General features: G+C 69.4%; 15 protein-coding genes. 2 read left to right on the top strand and 13 right to left on the bottom strand.

Features of this window, described 5'->3' with window-relative positions; translation table 11 throughout:
- Positions 1-7: 7 nt before the first annotated feature.
- The 11 genes from nuoK to ACJX2R_RS29820 are packed head-to-tail and all read right to left on the bottom strand — an operon-like array spanning position 8 to position 10,899.
- Positions 8-307 (bottom strand): NADH-quinone oxidoreductase subunit NuoK, encoded by a 300-nt coding sequence (gene nuoK, locus ACJX2R_RS29870; protein WP_046084223.1) that lies wholly within the window; start codon positions 305-307, stop codon positions 8-10.
- Positions 304-1,227 (bottom strand): NADH-quinone oxidoreductase subunit J, encoded by a 924-nt coding sequence (locus tag ACJX2R_RS29865; RefSeq protein WP_413102669.1) that lies wholly within the window; start codon positions 1,225-1,227, stop codon positions 304-306. The genes nuoK and ACJX2R_RS29865 overlap by 4 nt, the downstream gene beginning before the upstream one ends.
- Positions 1,224-1,838, bottom strand: a complete 615-nt coding sequence (nuoI, locus tag ACJX2R_RS29860; protein WP_413102668.1) for an NADH-quinone oxidoreductase subunit NuoI — start codon at positions 1,836-1,838, stop codon at positions 1,224-1,226. Before nuoI ends, ACJX2R_RS29865 begins: the two co-directional genes overlap by 4 nt.
- Positions 1,831-3,156, bottom strand: a complete 1,326-nt coding sequence (gene nuoH / locus ACJX2R_RS29855) for an NADH-quinone oxidoreductase subunit NuoH (protein WP_413105973.1) — start codon at positions 3,154-3,156, stop codon at positions 1,831-1,833. Before nuoH ends, nuoI begins: the two co-directional genes overlap by 8 nt.
- Before the next feature lie 26 nt (positions 3,157-3,182).
- Positions 3,183-5,672, bottom strand: a complete 2,490-nt coding sequence (locus ACJX2R_RS29850) for an NADH-quinone oxidoreductase subunit G (RefSeq protein ID WP_413102667.1) — start codon at positions 5,670-5,672, stop codon at positions 3,183-3,185.
- A complete protein-coding gene (gene nuoF, locus ACJX2R_RS29845) occupies positions 5,669-7,051 on the bottom strand; it encodes an NADH-quinone oxidoreductase subunit NuoF (protein ID WP_138914455.1) in 1,383 nt (460 codons plus the stop codon). The genes ACJX2R_RS29850 and nuoF overlap by 4 nt, the downstream gene beginning before the upstream one ends.
- Positions 7,051-7,860, bottom strand: a complete 810-nt coding sequence (gene nuoE / locus ACJX2R_RS29840; protein ID WP_346167709.1) for an NADH-quinone oxidoreductase subunit NuoE — start codon at positions 7,858-7,860, stop codon at positions 7,051-7,053. The genes nuoF and nuoE overlap by 1 nt, the downstream gene beginning before the upstream one ends.
- Positions 7,861-7,877: 17 nt before the next feature.
- Complete coding sequence (locus tag ACJX2R_RS29835) at positions 7,878-9,212, bottom strand: NADH-quinone oxidoreductase subunit D (protein ID WP_413102666.1); 1,335 nt, start codon at positions 9,210-9,212, stop codon at positions 7,878-7,880.
- On the bottom strand, positions 9,212-9,955 hold the full coding sequence (locus tag ACJX2R_RS29830; RefSeq protein WP_262701497.1) for an NADH-quinone oxidoreductase subunit C: 744 nt from the start codon (positions 9,953-9,955) through the stop codon (positions 9,212-9,214). Before ACJX2R_RS29830 ends, ACJX2R_RS29835 begins: the two co-directional genes overlap by 1 nt.
- The gene (locus tag ACJX2R_RS29825) at positions 9,952-10,506 is read right to left on the bottom strand and encodes a NuoB/complex I 20 kDa subunit family protein (RefSeq protein ID WP_020869380.1); all 555 of its coding nucleotides are present in this window, start codon (positions 10,504-10,506) and stop codon (positions 9,952-9,954) included. Before ACJX2R_RS29825 ends, ACJX2R_RS29830 begins: the two co-directional genes overlap by 4 nt.
- A 33-nt stretch (positions 10,507-10,539) precedes the next feature.
- Positions 10,540-10,899 (bottom strand): NADH-quinone oxidoreductase subunit A, encoded by a 360-nt coding sequence (locus ACJX2R_RS29820; protein ID WP_020869381.1) that lies wholly within the window; start codon positions 10,897-10,899, stop codon positions 10,540-10,542.
- 712 nt (positions 10,900-11,611) lie between these two features.
- Between ACJX2R_RS29820 and ACJX2R_RS29815 the strand changes: the two genes are divergently transcribed.
- Positions 11,612-12,427, top strand: a complete 816-nt coding sequence (locus tag ACJX2R_RS29815) for a C40 family peptidase (RefSeq protein WP_413102665.1) — start codon at positions 11,612-11,614, stop codon at positions 12,425-12,427.
- A gap of 128 nt (positions 12,428-12,555) precedes the next feature.
- Here the strand turns inward: ACJX2R_RS29815 and ACJX2R_RS29810 are convergent, their stop codons facing one another.
- Positions 12,556-12,975 (bottom strand): CBS domain-containing protein, encoded by a 420-nt coding sequence (locus tag ACJX2R_RS29810; protein WP_262701499.1) that lies wholly within the window; start codon positions 12,973-12,975, stop codon positions 12,556-12,558.
- 267 nt (positions 12,976-13,242) lie between these two features.
- Between ACJX2R_RS29810 and ACJX2R_RS29805 the strand changes: the two genes are divergently transcribed.
- Positions 13,243-14,025, top strand: a complete 783-nt coding sequence (locus tag ACJX2R_RS29805) for a VOC family protein (RefSeq protein WP_413102664.1) — start codon at positions 13,243-13,245, stop codon at positions 14,023-14,025.
- A 117-nt stretch (positions 14,026-14,142) separates the two neighbouring features.
- On the opposite strand, the gene ACJX2R_RS29800 is transcribed toward ACJX2R_RS29805, so the two are convergent.
- Positions 14,143-15,453 (bottom strand): geranylgeranyl reductase family protein, encoded by a 1,311-nt coding sequence (locus ACJX2R_RS29800; protein WP_413102663.1) that lies wholly within the window; start codon positions 15,451-15,453, stop codon positions 14,143-14,145.
- Positions 15,454-15,478 lie beyond the last annotated feature (25 nt).

The following is a 15,478-nucleotide window of genomic DNA, read 5'->3' as shown; positions in this document are numbered from 1 at the left end:
ACCCCTTCTAGAGCTTCATCAGGCTGGCGTCGTCGACCGAGGCCGAGTGGCGGGAGCGGAAGATGGTCACGATGATCGCGAGACCGACCACAACCTCCGCCGCGGCCACGACCATCGTGAAGAAGGCGATGATCTGGCCGTCGAGATTGCCGTGCAGCCGGGAGAAGGTGACGAACGCCAGGTTGCACGCGTTCAGCATCAGCTCGACGCACATGAAGAGGACGATCGCGTTCCGCCTGATCACGACACCGGCCGCACCAATGGTGAACAACAGGGCGGCCAGGTAGAGGTAGTTGACCGGATTCACTTGGCGACTCCCCTCGGGTTCGGCGCACTGCCCGCGTTCTCGCCGTCTTCGCCGTTCTCGCCGTTCTCGGAAATGCCCGGCTTCCCGGGGCCTCCGGACGGCTTGCCGGTGTCGTTCTTCCGGCCCAGCCAGCGCTGCGAGCGCTGCTCCAGCGCCGCCAGCTCGGCCAGCGCCTCACTGGAGACGTCCCGGATCTGACCGCGGCCGCGCAGCGTCGCGTTGACGGTGAGGTCGGACGGGGTGCCGTCGGGCAGCAGACCGGGGATGTCCACCGCGTTGTGCCGCGCGTACACACCGGGCGCCGGCAGCGGCGGCACGTTCTGCCCGGTGCGCACCCGCGCCTCGGACTGCTCGCGCTGGGTACGGGCCCGCTCGGTGCGCTCGCGGTGGGTCAGCACCATCGCGCCGACCGCCGCGGTGATCAGCAGCGCGCCGGTGATCTCGAAGGCGAAGACGTACTTGGTGAAGATCAGCGACGCCAGGCCCTCCACATTGCCCCCGGAGTTGGCCTGGCCCAGGCCGTTCCACGTCTTCAGCGAGGCATTGCCGATCCCGGCGCACAGCAGGATGCCGAAGCCGAGCCCGCAGAGGGCGGCGAGCCAGCGCTGCCCCTTCAGGGTCTCCTTGAGGGAGTCGGCGGCGGTGACACCGACCAGCATCACCACGAAGAGGAACAGCATCATGATCGCGCCGGTGTAGACGACGATCTGGACGACGCCCAGGAAGTACGCGCCGTTGGCGAGGTAGAAGACCGCCAGGACGATCATGGTGCCCGCCAGGCACAGGGCGCTGTGCACGGCCTTGCGCATCAGGATCGTGCACAGCGCGCCGATCACGGCGACGGTGCCGAGCACCCAGAACTGAAGGGCCTCACCGGTGGAGGTGGTGGAGGCCGCCGCGGCCAGAGTGCCGCCGCTCATGCCTGCACCCCCTGCTGTCGCTCCTGTGACTCCTCGTTCCCCGCGGCCTGGTCGGACAGGGTCTCGCCCTTGCTGACCGCGGCCTGCTGGGTGGTGCCGGGCGCGGCCTCGGTCACCAGGCCCCGGTAGTAGTCCTGCTCGTCGGTGCCGGGGTAGATGGCGTGCGGGGAGTCGACCATGCCGTCCTCGAGGCCCGCGAGCAGCTCCTCCTTGGTGTAGATGAGCGATTCGCGGGTGCGGTCGGCGAGCTCGTACTCATTGGTCATGGTCAGCGCCCGGGTGGGGCACGCCTCGACGCACAGGCCGCACAGGATGCAGCGCAGATAGTTGATCTGGTAGACGCGGCCATAGCGCTCACCGGGCGAGTAGCGCTCCTCGTCGGTGTTGTCCGCGCCCTCCACATAGATCGCGTCGGCGGGGCAGGCCCAGGCGCACAGCTCGCAGCCGACGCACTTCTCCAGCCCATCCGGGTGCCGGTTGAGCTGGTGGCGTCCGTGGAAGCGGGGCGCGGTGGGCTTCTTCACCTCTGGGTACTGTTCGGTGAGCCGCTTCTTGAACATGGCCTTGAAGGTCACGCCGAAGCCGGCCACCGGATTCTGGAAGTCAGACACCGTCGGCCTCCTTTCCGTCACTGACAGTGTCGGGGCCACCACTGACAATCAACTCACGCTCGGTGCGCGGACGTCGGCGGGGGACGGGCGGCAAGGTCTGGCCGGGCAGCGGCGGCACCGGGAAACCTCCCGCCATCGGATCGAAGGCGGGCTCCGGTCCCTGTTCCGCTTCGGGCTCGGCCCGCGCCGAGCGGTCGCGGAAGAAGTCGACCACGAAGGACAGCAGCAGCAGCGCGATCACCGCGCTGCCCACGTAGAGCACGATGTCCTGGTAGTCGTAGTTCTCGTTGCGCAGCGCCCGGACGGTGGCGACCAGCATCAGCCAGACCATCGAGATCGGGATGAGCACCTTCCAGCCCAGCTTCATGAACTGGTCGTAGCGGACCCGCGGAAGCGTGCCGCGCACCCAGATGAAGACGAAGAGCGATGTCACGACCTTGCCGACGAACCACAGCAGCGGCCACCAGCCGTGGTTGGCACCCTCCCAGAAGGTGCTGATCGGCCAGGGGGCCCGCCAGCCGCCGAGGAAGAGGGTGACGGCGACCATCGAGACGGTGACCATGTTGATGTACTCGGCGAGCATGAACATCGCGAACTTGATCGAGGAGTACTCGGTGTTGAAGCCGCCGACCAGGTCGCCCTCGGACTCCGGCATGTCGAACGGCGCCCGGTTGGTCTCACCGATCATCGAGACGATGTAGATGAGGAACGAGACCGGCAGCAGCACCGCGTACCAGCGGTCCTGCTGCGATTCCACGATCTGCGAGGTCGACATCGACCCGGAGTAGAGGAAGACCGCCGCGAAGGAGAGCCCCATCGCGATCTCGTAGCTGATCATCTGGGCGCAGGAGCGCAAGCCCCCCAGAAGCGGATACGTCGATCCGGAGGACCAGCCCGCCAGCACGATGCCGTAGATGCCGACCGAGGCGGTGGCGAGGATGTAGAGGACGGCGATCGGCAGATCGGTCAGCTGCATCGCGGTGCGGTGCCCGAAGACCGAGACCTCGCCGCCGGCCGGGCCGAACGGCATCACCGCGACCGCCATGAAGGCGGGGATGGCCGCCACGACCGGCGCCAGGACGTAGACCACCTTGTCCGCGCCCTTGACGACCACGTCCTCCTTGAGCATCAGCTTCACGCCGTCCGCGAGGGACTGGAGCATGCCCCAGGGGCCATGGCGGTTGGGGCCGATGCGCAGCTGCATCCAGCCGACCACCTTGCGCTCCATGACGATGGAGATGAGCACGGTCACCATCAGGAACGCGAAGCAGAAGACGGCCTTGATCACGATCAGCCACCACGGGTCGCGGCCGAACATCGACAGGTCCTCTGCGGCGAGAATCCTCACTGGGTCACCTCCGTCGCGGGGGCAGTGATCGTCACGACATCGCCGGGGCGGGCCCCCAGATCGCGCTGGACACCACCGCCGACGGAGGCCAGCGGCAGCCAGACCACCCGGTCGGGCATCGCGGTGACGCTCAGCGGCAGTTGGACCGATCCGGCCGGGCCGGTGACGCGGACGAGCTGGCCGTCCTCGACCCCGGCCTCGCCCGCCGTGGCCGCCGACAGCCGGGCCACGGCCGCGTGGCGGGTCCCGGCCAGCGCCGGATCGCCGTCCTGGAGCCGGCCCTGGTCGAGCAGCAGCCGATGGCCGGCGAGGACCGCCTCGCCCTCGGCCGGCCGGGGCAGCGGACCGCCCGTCTCCAGCGAGGCGGTGGCGCGCGGGCCCTGCCAGCTGCCGAGCCGGGTCATCTCGGCCCGTACGGCCTCGACGTCCGGCAGGTCCAGGGGGGCGTCCAGCGCGTCGGCCAGCATGTGCAGCACCCGGGCGTCCGGGAGCGTATGGCGGCGGGTCATCTGGTCGGGCTTGAGCGCGGCCTCGAACGGCCGGGCCCGGCCCTCCCAGTTGAGGAAGGTGCCGGACTTCTCGACGACCGCCGCGACCGGCAGCACCACATCGGCCCGCTCGGTGACCTCCGAGGGCCGCTGCTCCAGACTGACCACGAAGTCCACCGCGTCCAGGGCCTCCAGGGCCCGCGCCGGATCGGGCAGATCGGCGACCTCGACGCCCGCGACCAGCAGCGCGCCGAGCCCGCCGACCGCCGCCGCCTCGATGATCTGGCCGGTGTCCCGGCCCACCTGGTGCGGCAGGTCGTTGGTGCCCCAGACGGAGGAGACCTCCTCGCGGGCCCGCGGGTCATGGGCCGGGCGGCCGCCGGGCAGCAGCCCGGGCAGCGCCCCCGCCTCGATCGCGCCCCGCTCCCCCGCCCGGCGCGGGATCCAGGCGAGCGTGGCCCCGGTGGCGGCGGCGGCCCGTACGGCGGCGGTGAGCCCGCCCGCCACGGACGCCAGCCGCTCGCCGACGATGATCACCGCGCCCTCTTGGCGCAGCGCCTCGGCGGCCAGCTCCCCGCCCGCGTCCAGACCGGTGCGGCCCGCGATGGCGTCCAGCCACTCGGTCTCGGTGCCGGGCGCGGCCGGCAGCAGGGTGCCGCCCGCCTTCTCGAGGCCCCGGGTGGCGTGGGTGGCCAGCGCGAAGGTGCGCTGTCCGTGCTTGCGGTGCGCCTTGCGCAGCCTCAGGAAGACGCCGGGCGACTCCTCCTCGGCCTCGAAGCCGACCAGCAGCACGGCCGGTGCCTTCTCCAGCGCGGTGTAGGTGAGTCCGCCACCGTCCAGGTCACGCCCCCGGCCCGCGATGTGGGTGGCCAGGAAGTCGGCCTCCTCATCGCTGTGCCGGCGGGCCCGGAAGTCGATGTCGTTGGTGTCCAGCGCGAGCCGCGCGAACTTCGCGTAGGCGTAGGCGTCCTCGACGGTCAGCCGGCCGCCGGTGAGCACGCCGGTGCGGCCGCGCGCCATGCTGAGCCCCTCGGCCGCCGCGTCCAGCGCCTCGGGCCAGCTCGCCGGCTCCAGCTGCCCCGTCTCGCGGTCGCGCACCAGCGGGGTGGTGAGCCGCTCCGGCAGCTGGGCGTAGCGGAAGCCGAAGCGCCCCTTGTCGCAGATCCACTCCTCGTTGACCTCGGGGTCGTCCGCCGCCAGCCGCCGCATGACCTTGCCGCGCCGGTGGTCGGTGCGGGTGGCGCAGCCGCCCGCGCAGTGCTCGCACACGCTCGGCGAGGAGACCAGGTCGAAGGGGCGGGAGCGGAATCGGTACGCCGCCGAGGTGAGCGCGCCCACCGGGCAGATCTGGATGGTGTTGCCGGAGAAGTACGACTCGAACGGGTCGCCCTCGCCGGTGCCCACCTGCTGGAGCGCGCCCCGCTCCAGCAGCTCGATCATCGGGTCGCCCGCGATCTGGTTGGAGAAGCGGGTGCAGCGCGCGCACAGCACACAGCGCTCGCGGTCCAGCAGCACCTGGGCCGAGATCGGAACCGGCTTGGCGAACGTCCGCTTCTGGCCCTCGAACCGGCTGTCGGCCTGTCCGGCGCTCATCGCCTGGTTCTGGAGCGGGCATTCACCGCCCTTGTCGCAGACCGGGCAGTCCAGCGGGTGGTTGATCAGCAGCAGCTCCATCACCCCGCGCTGGGCCTTCTCGGCCACCTGCGAGGTGAGCTGCGTCTTGACCACCATCCCGTCGGTGCAGGTGATGGTGCAGGAGGCCATCGGCTTGCGCTGGCCCTCCACCTCGACGATGCACTGGCGGCAGGCGCCGGCCGGGTCGAGGAGCGGATGGTCGCAGAACCGCGGGATCTCGATGCCGAGCAGTTCGGCGGCGCGGATGACCAGCGTCCCCTTGGGGACGGAGATCTCGATCCCGTCAATCGTGACGGAGACCAGATCTTCTCGCGGCACCGCCGCCTCCCCGCCCGACGAGGGTGCGTTGGTGGTCACGGTCATGCGTTCACCCCCAGGTGAGTGGAGCGCGGCTCGTCGGCCCACACAGTGGACTTGGCCGGGTCGAACGGACAGCCTCCGCCGGTGATGTGCTGCTCGTACTCCTCGCGGAAGTACTTCAGCGAGGAGAAGATGGGGCTGGCCGCGCCGTCGCCGAGGGCGCAGAAGGACTTGCCGTTGATGTTGTCGGCGATATCGGCCAGCTTGTCGAGGTCCTCCATGCGCCCCTTACCGGCCTCGAGGTCGCGCAACAGCTGGACCAGCCAGTACGTGCCCTCGCGGCAGGGTGTGCACTTGCCGCAGGACTCATGCGCGTAGAACTCGGTCCAGCGGGTCACGGCCCGCACCACACAGGTGGTCTCGTCGAAGCACTGGAGCGCCTTGGTGCCCAGCATCGACCCGGCCGCGCCCACGCCCTCGTAGTCCAGCGGGACGTCGAGGTGCTCATCGGTGAGCAGCGGGGTGGACGAGCCGCCCGGGGTCCAGAACTTCAGCCGGTGGCCGGGGCGCATCCCGCCGCTCATGTCGAGCAGTTGGCGCAGGGTGATCCCGAGCGGGCCCTCGTACTGTCCGGGGTTGGCCACATGGCCGGACAGCGAGTAGAGCGTGAAGCCCGGGGACTTCTCGCTGCCCATCGAACGGAACCATTCCTTGCCCTTGTTGAGGATCGCGGGAACCGAGGCGATGGATTCGACGTTATTGACAACAGTGGGGCACGCGTACAGACCGGCGACCGCGGGGAAGGGAGGCCGCAGCCGGGGCTGGCCGCGGCGGCCCTCCAGCGAGTCCAGCAGCGCGGTCTCCTCACCACAGATGTACGCACCGGCGCCCGCGTGCACGGTGATGTCGAGACCGGGCAGTCCGTCCACCCCGAGCTTCCGCCGCCGCTGTTCCGCGGTGCCGAGGTAGCCCTCCTCGTACGCCTCGCGCACGGCCTCGTGCAGCCGTCGCAGCACGGGTACGACCTCGCCGCGCAGATAGATGAAGGCGTGCTCGGAGCGGATGGCATGACAGGCGATGATCATGCCCTCGATGAGGGAGTGCGGATTGGCGTAGAGAAGGGGGATGTCCTTGCAGGTGCCCGGTTCCGACTCATCGGCGTTGACGACGAGATAGTGCGGCTTGCCGTCGCCCTGCGGAATGAACTGCCACTTCATCCCGGTGGGGAAGCCGGCGCCGCCGCGGCCGCGCAGACCCGCGTCCTTCACCAGCGCGATCACCGCGTCGGGGTCCATCGCGAGGGCCTTGCGCATGCCCTCGTAGCCCTCGTGGCGCAGATAGGTGCGCAGGGACCAGGAGTTCGGCTGGTCCCAGAACGCGGAGAGCACGGGTGCCAGCAGCTTCTCGGGGCTGTGCCCATTGATCTCGGTTGTCACGGTCATCACTCCCCCTCCTCGGCGACCGGACCGGCCGGGTGGTGCGGATCGGAGGCGGAGGTCCGCTGCGGCGCGTCATGCGAGCTGGGATGCGTCGGCGGTGCCTCGTCCTGCGGGGCGTCCGCGGACCTCGGCGAGACCACCCGGCCGGGGGCGACCTCACCCTTGGCCAGCCGCAGCCCGACCAGCGAGGCGGGCCCCGCGGAGCCACCGGCCTCGACGGCGCCCGGACGGGCGTCGGGGAAGCCGGCCAGGATGCGGGCGGTCTCCTTGTAGGTGCACAGCGGCGCGCCCCGGGTCGGCTCGACGGGCCGGCCCGCCCGCAACTCGTCGACCAGCGCCTTGGCGGATTCGACGGTCTGGTTGTCGAAGAACTCCCAGTTGACCATCACCACGGGTGCGTAGTCGCAGGCCGCGTTGCACTCGATGTGCTCCAGGGTGACCTTGCCGTCCTCGGTGGTCTCCCCGTTTCCCACCCCCAGATGGCTCTGCAACTCCTCGAAGATCGCGTCGCCGCCCATCACCGCGCACAGTGTGTTGGTGCACACCCCGACCTGGTAGTCGCCGGAGGGCTTGCGCCGGTACATCGTGTAGAAGGTGGCGACCGCGGTGACCTCGGCGGTGGTCAGGCCCAGCATCTCGGCGCAGAAGCGCATGCCGGTGCGGGTGACATGGCCCTCCTCGGACTGCACCAGGTGCAGCAGCGGCAGCAGCGCGCTGCGGCTGTCCGGGTAGCGGGCGATCACCTCCCGGGCGTCCTCCTCGAGCCGGGTGCGCACCTCGGCCGGGTAGTCGGGGGCCGGCAGTTCCGGCATCCCCAGCTGGACATCAGTCACCGGTCCACTCCTCCCATCACGGGGTCGATGGACGCGACGGCGACGATCACATCGGCGACCTGGCCGCCCTCGCACATCGCCGCCACGGCCTGAAGATTGGTGAAGGACGGATCGCGGAAGTGGACGCGATACGGGCGGGTGCCGCCATCGCTGACCACATGGGCGCCCAGTTCGCCCTTGGGCGACTCGATCGCCGCGTACGCCTGTCCGGGTGGGACCCGGAATCCCTCGGTCACCAGCTTGAAGTGGTGGATCAGGGCCTCCATGGAGTTGCCCATGATGTTCTTGATGTGGTCCAGGGAGTTGCCGAGGCCGTCCGGGCCGAGCGCGAGCTGCGCGGGCCAGGCGATCTTCTTGTCCGCGACCATCACCGGGCCCGGCTCCAGCCGCTCCAGGCACTGTTCGACGATCCGCAGCGACTGGCGCATCTCCTCCAGCCGGATCAGGAACCGGCCGTAGGCGTCGCAGGTCTCGGCGGTCGGCACCTCGAAGTCATAGGTGTCATAGCCGCAGTACGGATCGGTCTTGCGCAGATCGTGCGGCAGCCCGGTGGCCCGCAGTATCGGACCGGTGACGCCCAGCGCCATGCAGCCGGCGAGGTCGAGGTAGCCCACGTCCTGGAGCCGGGCCTTGAAGATCGGGTTCCCGGTGGCGAGCTTGTCGTACTCGGGCAGGTTCTTCCGCATCGTCTTCAGAAGGGCCCGGATCTGGTCGACCGCCCCCGGCGGCAGGTCCTGGGCGAGCCCGCCGGGCCGGATGTACGCGTGGTTCATCCGCAGACCGGTGATCAGCTCGAAGACGTCCAGGATCAGCTCGCGGTCCCGGAAGCCGTAGATCATGATGGTGGTCGCGCCGAGCTCCATACCGCCGGTGGCGATGGCCACCAGATGCGAGGAGAGCCGGTTGAGCTCCATCAGCAGCACCCGGATCACCGAGGCGCGGTCCGGGACCTGGTCCTCGATGCCGAGCAGCTTCTCGACGCCCAGGCAGTATGCCGCCTCGTTGTAGAAGGGCGTCAGATAGTCCATGCGCGTCACGAAGGTGGTGCCCTGCGTCCAGTTCCGGAATTCGAGGTTCTTCTCGATTCCGGTGTGCAGATAACCGATTCCGCAGCGGGCCTCGGTGACCGTCTCACCGTCGATCTCCAGGATCAGCCGGAGCACTCCATGGGTGGAGGGGTGCTGCGGACCCATGTTGACGATGATCCGCTCGTCGTCGGCCTTCGCCTGGGCGGCCACGACCTCGTCCCAGTCGCCGCCGGTGACGGTGTAGACGGTGCCTTCTGTGGTCTCGCGCGCCGAGGCCGAAGGCGTTGCGTGGGGGGCAGTCATCAGCTGTACGACCTCCGCTGGTCCGGAGCCGGGATCTGGGCGCCCTTGTACTCGACGGGGATGCCGCCGAGCGGGTAGTCCTTGCGTTGCGGGAAGCCCTGCCAGTCGTCGGGCATCATGATCCGCGTCAGCGCGGGATGACCGTCGAAGATCAGGCCGAAGAAGTCGTAGGTCTCGCGCTCATGCCAGTCGTTGGTCGGATAGACATCGACGATCGACGGGATGTGCGGGTCGTCATCCGGAGCGCTCACCTCCAGCCGGAGCACCCGGCCATGGGTGATCGACCGCAGGTGGTAGACGGCGTGCAGCTCACGGCCCTTGTCGCCGGGGAAGTGCACTCCGCTGACGCCGGTGCACAGCTCGAAGCGGAGCGCCGGGTCGTCGCGCAGGGTCCGGGCGACCCGCGGCAGGTGCTCCCGGGCGATGTGGAAGGTCAGCTCACCGCGGTCCACGACGGTCTTCTCGATCGCGTTCTCCGGGAGCAGCGACTGCTCCTCGAGCGCGCCCTCGAGCTCGTCGGCGACCTCGTCGAACCAGCCCCCGTACGGCCGGGTGGCCTGGCCGGGCAGCCGTACGGGGCGCACAAGACCGCCGTAACCGGTGGTGTCGCCGCCGTTGTTGGCGCCGAACATCCCGCGCTGGACGCGGATGGGCTCGCCCTGGTCGCCGCGGCGGCCGGGGAGGTTCTCAGCGTTGAGGTCCTTGTCCGGGTTGACCCCGTTGGACCCATTGGCCTCGGTCAACGCAGAAGCCCCTTCATCTCGATCATCGGCAGCGCCTTCAGCGCCGCTTCCTCCGCCTCACGGGCCGCACGCTCGCGATTGACGCCGAGCTTCTCCTCGCGGATCTTCTCGTGCAGCTTGAGGATCGAGTCCATGAGCATCTCGGGCCGTGGCGGACAGCCGGGCAGATAGATGTCGACCGGGACGATGTGATCGACGCCCTGCACGATCGCGTAGTTGTTGAACATCCCCCCGGAGGAGGCGCAGACGCCCATGGAGATGACCCACTTCGGGTTCGGCATCTGGTCGTAGACCTGGCGCAGCACCGGGGCCATCTTCTGGCTGACGCGCCCGGCGACGATCATCAGATCGGCCTGGCGGGGCGAGCCGCGGAAGACCTCCATGCCGAAGCGCGCGAGGTCGTAGCGCCCCGCGCCGGTGGTCATCATTTCGATGGCGCAACAGGCCAGGCCGAAGGTGGCCGGGAAGACGGAGGACTTACGGGCCAGCCCGGCGGCCTGTTCCACGGTGGTGAGCAGGAACCCACTCGGGAGCTTCTCTTCGATACCCATGCGATGTTTCCCCTATCTCCTCTAGAGCCCCTTTTAGTCCCACTCCAGGCCGCCACGCCGCCACACGTAGGCGTAGGCGACGAAGACCGTGAGCACGAAGAGGAGCATCTCCACGAGCCCGAACAGGCCGAGGGCGTCGAAGGTGACGGCCCAGGGGTAGAGGAAGACGATCTCGATGTCGAAGACGATGAAGAGCATCGCCGTCAGGTAGTACTTGATGGGGAAGCGCCCACCGCCGGCCGGATGCGGAGTCGGCTCGATGCCGCACTCATAGGCTTCGAGCTTGGCCCGGTTGTAGCGCTTGGGGCCGATGATCGCGGCCATGAAAACCGAGAAGATCGCAAAACCTGCCCCGAGGGCTCCCAGTACGAGGATGGGCGCGTATGCGTTCACCGTCCTCGCTCCCTTCAGTCGACGATGACTGCTTGGCGGACCGCACGGACATGCCGCCGCCCCACGAAGATCGCGTACATGTGAGGCAGTTCACAAGCCCGTTTCGCCTGCATCCTATGCCCGTCGGTCTGTGATCTGCGACACGGGGTACGACAACGTCTTTGTGATCTCCACCACCTGACGAAGGATCATGAAGTCGGATGAGCGGTGATCTTGTACATGAAGCATCCGAACGACCACGAGAAGTGACATTCGGAGACGTCGCTACAGGTGAGCGCGTTGCGCCCCTACCAAGACATGGTACATACATGCAAATTTGCTCTGGACGACGCCAGCTGATATGCGCATTCCATCCTCATGAGTGACCTTCGTCCCGAGACGATCGATCACGGACTCGCGCACGTTCGCGATCAACGCTCCGCGCACGCGTTCACGAGCGGGTCGGAGCGAGTGAGGTATCCCACGCCCAGACGGGTTGTGGATCTAGATTTCATGGGAATCCTTTGTACGCGGGCCAGATCGGTGGTAGGTCCCGCGCTGCCCCAGTTTGGCCGTCAAATGCCGTGCGTAGACACATGATCGCGAAATGCGGGCAAGCCGGCCGAGTGGGCCGCGGAGATCATTTGGCCCGGTTTTTGAGCGTGTGCACGCCAAATGTGGCGCACCCCACTTTTGTTGATCTGGGCCTTAGGGCCCTGGTAGCCAGTGACCTATGTCCCCAGTCGCACACATACCCAGCCACCGGAAGCCCCGCCGTGCCACGTCGACGCGTGCGCTCCGCGCAGGGGTGACCGGTGGCTTCCTCACCCTCGCGGTGGCCGGTGCCGCCGTGCCCGCCTCCGCCACGGAGAACAACGCCGCTCCCGCCGAGTCCACCCTGGAGATGCCGACCGTCAGCGCCACGCTGGCGAGCACGGCCGCCCAGACCGCGGACGCCACCCAGCAGGCGGCGTCCGACTACGAGCTCCAGGCCCAGAAGGACCAGGCGGCCGCCCACGCGAAGATCGCCGCCAAGAAGGCCAAGGCGGAGGCCGACCGCAAGGCGAAGGAAGCCCGGGAGGAGGCTCGTAAGGCGGCCGCCAAGCGGGCGGCCGAGGCCAAGGCCCAGGCGGCGAAGGCGTCGCGCTCCGCCGAGCGCACCACGCTCTCCACCACCAGCGTCAGCAACGCCTCCGGCAATGCCGCGACCCTGATCAGCTTCCTCAAGGCGCAGCTGGGCAAGGCGTACGTGCTCGGCTCCAGCGGTCCGTCCTCCTACGACTGCTCCGGGCTGACCCAGGCCGCCTTCAAGCAGGTCGGCGTGAGCCTGCCGCGGGTCTCGCAGGACCAGTCCACCGCCGGCACCCCGGTCTCGCTGGACTCCCTCCAGCCGGGCGACCTGCTCTACTGGGGCAGCGCGGGCAGCGCGTACCACGTCGGCGTCTACGTCGGCGGCGGCAAGTTCATCGGCGCCCAGAACTCGAGCACCGGGATCGTCGAGCGCCCGCTGGACTACGACATGCCCACCGGGGCCGTGCGCGTCCTGTAAGCGGTAGGCGTCCTGTAAGCGGTACGCGTCCTGTAAGGCGTGCGCGTGTCCCGTAAGGCGCCCGCCGGTCAGCTGGATCCTGAGGCCGCCGTTCCCGCTGTGGACGGCGGCCTCACGTCCTTCCCTCGCTACTGCGCGTAGACCTTCTCCACGAACTCGCCGAGGAGGTCGTCGCTGAGGTGATGGGCCAGATCCGCCTCGGAGATCATTCCAACCAGCCGCTTGTTCTGGTCGATCACCGGAAGCCTGCGGATCTTGTGCTCCTCCATCTCCCGCAGCACGTCCCTGACATCGGCGTCCGCGGGAATCCAGCGCGGGGTGCCCTTGGTGAGCGCCCCGACGGGCGTCCCCGAGGGGTCGGCGCTCTCCGCGATGCAACCGACGACGATGTCACGGTCGGTCACGATGCCGCACAGCCGCTCGTTGGCGTCACTGACCGGCAGGGCCCCCACGCCCAGCTCCCGCATCAGCTGGGCGGCACGCAGCACCGTCTCGTTCTCCGGTACCCACTGCGCACCCGGGTGCATGATGTCCGCTGCCTTCGTCATGGTGTACCTCCTGCCAGGCCCACCGGCGGTGGATCCGGCCCCGTGGGCCCCATCGGTCCGGCGTCGCCGCGGCCGGCGCACACGGCGCCCCCTGCCTTCATTGTCACCACCGCCGTACGGAGACGTCATGTCGAGCCCGGCGGCGGCTGTCGGTACCCGGTGCCAGACTGAGTAACGAGGCAGTCCCGGACAGAGCGGGACGACCTCTGGCAGAACTCCCGCAGAACTCTCCTGCGCCTTCGCGCCCGACCGTCGAAGGAGCGCCCCATGCTCACCACCGACTACGTCCCCGGCGCCCCCAACTGGCTCGATCTGGGCGCCCCCGACACCGAAGCGGCCGTGGCCTTCTACGGCTCCCTGCTGGGCTGGCGCTTCGAGTCGGCAGGCCCCGAAGCGGGCGGGTACGGCTTCTTCACCCTGGACCGGAAGACCGTCGCGGCCGTCGGGCGGCTCACCGAGGAGGGCGCGCGCGCCGCCTGGACGCCGTACTTCCACACCCCCGACGCCGAGGCGACCGCCAAAACCGTCGAGCAGGCGGGCGGCACGGTGCGGCTCGCTCCGTTCGACGTCTTCGAGGAAGGACGGATGGCCCAGTTCACCGACCCCGGCGGCGCCCGCTTCGCCGTCTGGCAGCCCGGCAGGACGGCGGGGCTGGACGCGGTCACCGACCCCGGCACCCTGTGCTGGACCGAGCTGCACTCCCCCGATCCCATCAAGGATCTCGCCTTCTACCGCAAGATCTTCAGCTGGGACACCGAGGAGATGTCCTTCCCCGGCGGGTCGTACACGGTGCTGATGACGTCCGGCGCCGGCCGGGAGGGCTCCTTCGGCGGCGTCGCCCAGCTCCAGGAGGGGCATTCGACGCCGCCGCAGTGGCTGCCGTACTTCGAGGTGACGGACTGCGACGCGGTGGTGGCCAGGGGGCAGGACCTGGGCGGCTCGGTGCTGATGCCGGCCATGTCGGCCGAGGGGATCGGCCGGATGGCGTGGCTGGCGGATGCGGGCCGGGCGCCGTTCGGCGTCATAGCGAGCGGCGGGCCCGGAGCGTAGGCGCTCCGCTGGGAGGGCCCGCGATGCGTTGTCGGTTGGCTGCGGCAGCGCTGTGGCTGGTCGCGCCCCGCGGCGGAGCCGCATGTTGATACAGCCCCGCGCCCCTTCGGGGCGCTGTCAGGCGCGTGGGGTGACCTTCGTGAGGCCGTTGATGATGCGGTCCATGGCGTCGCCGCCCGTCGGGTCCGTCAGATTCGCCAGCAGCTTGAGCGTGAACCGCATCAGCATCGGATGCGTCAGTCCGCGCTGCGCCGCCAGCTTCATGACCTTCGGGTTGCCGATCAGCTTCACGAACGCCCGGCCCAGCGTGTAGTAGCCGCCGTAGGTGTCCTTGAGGACCTTCGGGTAGCGCTGGAGGGCCAGTTCGCGCTGGGAGGCGGTGGCGCGGGCATGGGCCTGGACGATCACATCCGCGGCGATCTGCCCGGATTCCATCGCATAGGCGATGCCCTCCCCGTTGAACGGGTTGACCATGCCGCCCGCGTCCCCGACGAGCAGCAGCCCGCGGGTGTAGTGCGGCTGGCGGTTGAAGGCCATGGGGAGCGCGGCGCCGCGGATCGGGCCGGTCATGTTCTCCGGGGTGTAGCCCCAGTCCTCCGGCATCGAGGCGCACCACGCCTTGAGCACCTCGCGCCAGTCGAGCTCCTTGAAGGCGGACGAGGTGTTGAGGACGCCCAGGCCCACGTTGCTCGTGCCGTCGCCCATGCCGAAGATCCAGCCGTAGCCGGGCAGCAGCCGGTCCTCCGCGCCGCGCCGGTCCCACAACTCCAGCCAGGACTCCAGGTAGTCGTCGTCATGGCGGGGGGAGGTGAAGTACGTCCGCACGGCCACGCCCATCGGACGGTCCTCGCGGCGGTGGAGCCCCATCGCGAGCGAGAGCCGGGTGGAGTTGCCGTCGGCGGCGACCACCAGGGGCGCGTGGAAGGTGACGGGGGTCTTCTCCTCGCCCAGTTTGGCCTCGACCCCGGTGATCCGGCCGGTGCGCCCGTCGAGGACCGGGGCGCCCACGGTGCAGCGCTCGTACAGCCGGGCCCCGGCCTTACTAGCCTGCCGCGCCAGCTGCTCGTCGAAGTCGTCGCGCTTACGGACCAGGCCGTAGTTGGGGTACGCGGCCAGCTCCGGCCAGTCGAGCTGGAGCCGCACCCCGCCGGCGATGATCCGCAGGCCCCGGTTGCGCAGCCAGCCCGCCTCCTCGGAGATGTCGATGCCCATGGACACGAGCTGCTTGGTGGCGCGCGGGGTCAGGCCGTCACCGCACACCTTCTCGCGCGGAAAGGCCGTCTTCTCCAGCAGCAGTACGTCCAGCCCCGCCTTGGCGAGGTAGTACGCGGTGGTGGAGCCGGCCGGTCCGGCGCCGACGACGATCACATCGGCGCTGCGCTCCGAGATCCCGGAGGACGCGCTCTCGGTGGGTGCGGTCTCGCTCACGCGGGGTCTCCCCAAGCCTCGGTAA

Source organism: Streptomyces sp. Inha503, from assembly GCF_047215865.1.
Classification (GTDB): domain Bacteria; phylum Actinomycetota; class Actinomycetes; order Streptomycetales; family Streptomycetaceae; genus Streptomyces; species Streptomyces lycopersici.
This window is presented reverse-complemented; position numbering and strand designations above follow the sequence as displayed.